Consider the following 3,441-nt stretch of genomic DNA (forward strand, 5'->3'; position numbering starts at 1 on the left):
GGCGTACGGGGGACGGGCGGTCGGGAGACGGGCTCCGCACCCACCACCGCATCAGCCCCGACCGGACCGCTCGACAAGACCACGGGTGAGGCCGCGGCCCTGCTCCATCGTGTGACGGCACCGGAGCCGCGTCTGCGCCTCGGTACGGCGGAGGCGGTGGCGCTCGCTCCGTTGGTGGCCCCCTGGCTGGAGCGGGGGCACGGCCCACGCGAGCTGGCTCACGCCCTCCTGGGCGGCCTGCCCAACCCGGTCCACAGCGTCACCGCCCTCCTGCGCGACCGCCTCACCCGCAAACTGCCGCCGGCCGCCGCGCCGCCCGCCGCGCCCGCGACACCGCGCTGGCACGAATGCACGGCCTGCGGCCGGCCAACAGCACGCGAAGGCACCTGCCGCGCCTGCGAGAACCTGAACGCCCCGCCCCCGGAGGAGGCTTCGCCCGAGGACGCCATCGCGACGACCACCCGAGGCCGAGCGCTGGTACGCGCGGCACTCCTGTGAGACGCGGCTGAACCGTGGTTGCGCGCGGGAGCCGTGGCTGAATCGTGGTTGCGCGCGTAAGCCGTGGCCGTACGCGGGAATCGTGCGGGCACGCGGAAGCCGAACGCGAAGCCGTGGCCGTACGCGGAGCCGTGCCCGTATGTGGCACCCGTACCCGCAGGCCGAGACCGTGCCCGTACGCGTAATCCGTGGCGGCACGCGGAACCCGTACCCGCACACGGAACACCCGTACCCGCACACGGGCTTCCCCGCCGCCGCGCCCTCAGGCCCACGCGCTCAAGCCCCACGTCCTCCCGCTCATGCCCCTCGCCAGGAACACCCCCTCTCGCCAGGAACACCCCTCCCGCAATGGATTGACATGATCACATCTGCCGAGCAAGGATCGACAGACTGACAACGTTGTCTAAAGAGAGGATCGCGATGAGAGCGTTGAGACGCGTACTCACCGCCGTGCTGCTCGCCACCGCGGTGGTCGCGGCCTCCGCCACCACCGGCGTCGTGGACGCCCAGGCGCGGGGCGCGAAGTTTGCGGACGACCCCACCACGCTCGTCGACACGTCGATCGGCAACAACGGCAACGGAACCACCTTCCCGGGTGCCGCCGTCCCGTTCGGCATGGTGCAGTTGAGCCCGGACACGCAGCTGAACCAGTACGCCTCCTACGACTACAGCCAAGACACCATCCTCGGGTTCAGCCACACGCACCTCTCGGGCGTCGGCTGCCAGACGATGGGCGACTTCCGGTTCATGCCGACCACCGGCGCGGTGACGTCGTCCGACCCCGCGCAGTACGGCGCGAAGTTCAGCCATGCCAACGAGACCCGTGCTCCCGGCTATTACGGCGTCAAGCTCGACAACGGCATCAAGGCCGAACTGACCGCGACGCAGCGGACCGGCCAGCACCGTTACACCTACCCCGCAGGATCGGGCCCGGAGAACGTACTGATCGAGGCCGGCCAGAGCAACGGCAACACCTATGCCGGCGACATCCACGTGGTCGGCGACGACACCGTGGAGGGCTGGGTCCAGGGCGGCGACTTCTGCGGCGAGACCGGCGCGGACCGCTACCGCGTCTACTTCAGCGCCCAGTTCAACCGGGCGTTCTCAAGCTTCGGCACCTGGACCGACAACACCCTCGCCCCGAACCGGCGGGACGCCTCGCGCAGCACCGAACGCGACGGCGCCTGGCTGACGTTCGACCCGTCCAAGGGCGACCAGGTCGGCTCCTCGGTGGGCCTGTCCTATACGTCGATCGCGGGCGCGCGCCTCAACCGCAAGGCCGAGCAGCCCAGATCGTTCGACAAGGCCCGCACCGCCGCGCACCACGACTGGCGAGGGGAACTGGACCGCATGCGCGTGGCCGGCGGCACCACCGCCGACCAGCGGACCTACTACACCGCGCTCTACCACTCGCTGCTGTACCCGTCGATCGGGTCCGACGTGGACAACCGCTACCGCGGCTTCGACGACAAGGTGCACCGCGCGAGTTCCACGTACTACCAGATGTTCTCGCTCTGGGACACCTACCGCTCGCAGAACCAACTGGTGGACCTGCTGAACCCGGACGAGGCCACGGACATGGCCAAGTCCGTGCTGCACATCTACCAGGACGCGGGCTGGCTCCCGCGCTGGGGGCTCGGCAACGGCGAGACCAACGTGATGAGCGGCGACCCCGTCACCCCGTGGATCGTCGACGTCTACAACCGCGGGCTGCTCGACGGCCGTACCGCGCACCAACTCTTCGACGCCCTCTGGAAGAACGCGAACGAGGTGCCCGCGGACCAGACGGTCTTCCGCGGCCGTGACGGCAATCCGAGCTACCTGAAGAACGGCTGGGTCGCCTACCAGAACCTGCCCGGCTACAAGTACGGCGACAGCCGCCAGGCGGGGTCGGCCACGCTTGAGTACTCGCTCGCCGACTGTGCGCTCTCCACGATGGCCGACCACCTTGGCTACCGGGGCAAGGCCGCGACGCTCGCCTCGCGCTGCGACAACTTCACCACGCTCTGGGACCCCACTGTCACCTCGCACGGTTTCTCCGGGTTCCCCGTCGCCAAGAACGCGGACGGCAGCGCGGCCGGAGACCCCGACCCCACCCAGACGGCTCCGTTCCACGAGGGCACGGCCTGGCAGTACCAGTGGCTCGCGCAGCAGGACCCGGAGACCCTCTTCGGGCTGATGGGCGGTCAGGCGCAGGCCGAGAAGCGGCTCGACACGTTCTTCGACATGCCGACCGTGCTGACCGACCCGGCGAAGGCCGCGTCCGACTCGTGGGTGACAGGCGCCTACGACTACCACAACAACTTCGCCTTCAACCCCAACAACGAGCCCGACTTCAGCGCGCCGTGGATGTACACCTGGACGGGCGCGCCGTGGAAGACGTCGGCCGTGCTGCGCGCGATGCGGACGCTCTTCACCGACAACCAGAACGGGATGCCCGGCAACGACGACCTCGGCGCGACCTCGTCGATGCTCGTCTTCGCCATGGCCGGCGTCTTCGAGGCGCAGCCGGGCTCCGCCACCTACGAGATCAGCGCGCCCATGTTCGACAAGGTCCAGATCCGGCCCGAACACGGCCGCCCGATCACCATCGAGTCCCCGGGCGGCGACGCGTCGAAGCTCCAGTACGTGTCCTCGGTCAAGACGGACAAGGGCACGCTGAGGCAGAGCTGGCTGACCCACAAGGATCTGCTCCGCTCCGGCACGATCAAGATCAAGCTCTCGGACAAGCCGACAAACTGGGCCACGAACGCGTCCCCGCCGGCCCTGTCCAAGGACTGACGTCGCCAGGAGCCCCCAGGGTTTTCCTCCGCCGGTGCGACCCCGGTGCGGCCCCCCCCCCCCGGGGGCCCCCCCCCCCACCCCCCCCGGCCCCCCCCCCCGGGGGGGGGGCGGGGGCGCAACCCGCCCCCCGGCGCCCCGGGGGGGGAAAAGGGGGGCCCC

1 protein-coding gene and 1 pseudogene are annotated in these 3,441 nt (G+C 70.2%); both read left to right on the top strand.

Annotated features, from left to right (window positions below):
- A pseudogene (locus LCE31_RS22405) lies at positions 1–498 on the top strand (hypothetical protein); the annotation flags it as partial.
- A gap of 420 nt (positions 499–918) precedes the next feature.
- A complete protein-coding gene (locus LCE31_RS22410; RefSeq protein WP_225016878.1) occupies positions 919–3,279 on the top strand; it encodes a GH92 family glycosyl hydrolase in 2,361 nt (786 codons plus the stop codon).
- Positions 3,280–3,441: the final 162 nt, after the last annotated feature.

The organism is Streptomyces sp. 8L (assembly GCF_020176795.1).
Taxonomy (GTDB): domain Bacteria; phylum Actinomycetota; class Actinomycetes; order Streptomycetales; family Streptomycetaceae; genus Streptomyces.

Bases quoted from the DNA above. Each gene is read 5' to 3' on its own strand.
- LCE31_RS22410 (WP_225016878.1), top strand. From the start codon at position 919: ATGAGAGCGTTGAGACGCGTACTCACCGCCGTGCTGCTCGCCACCGCG.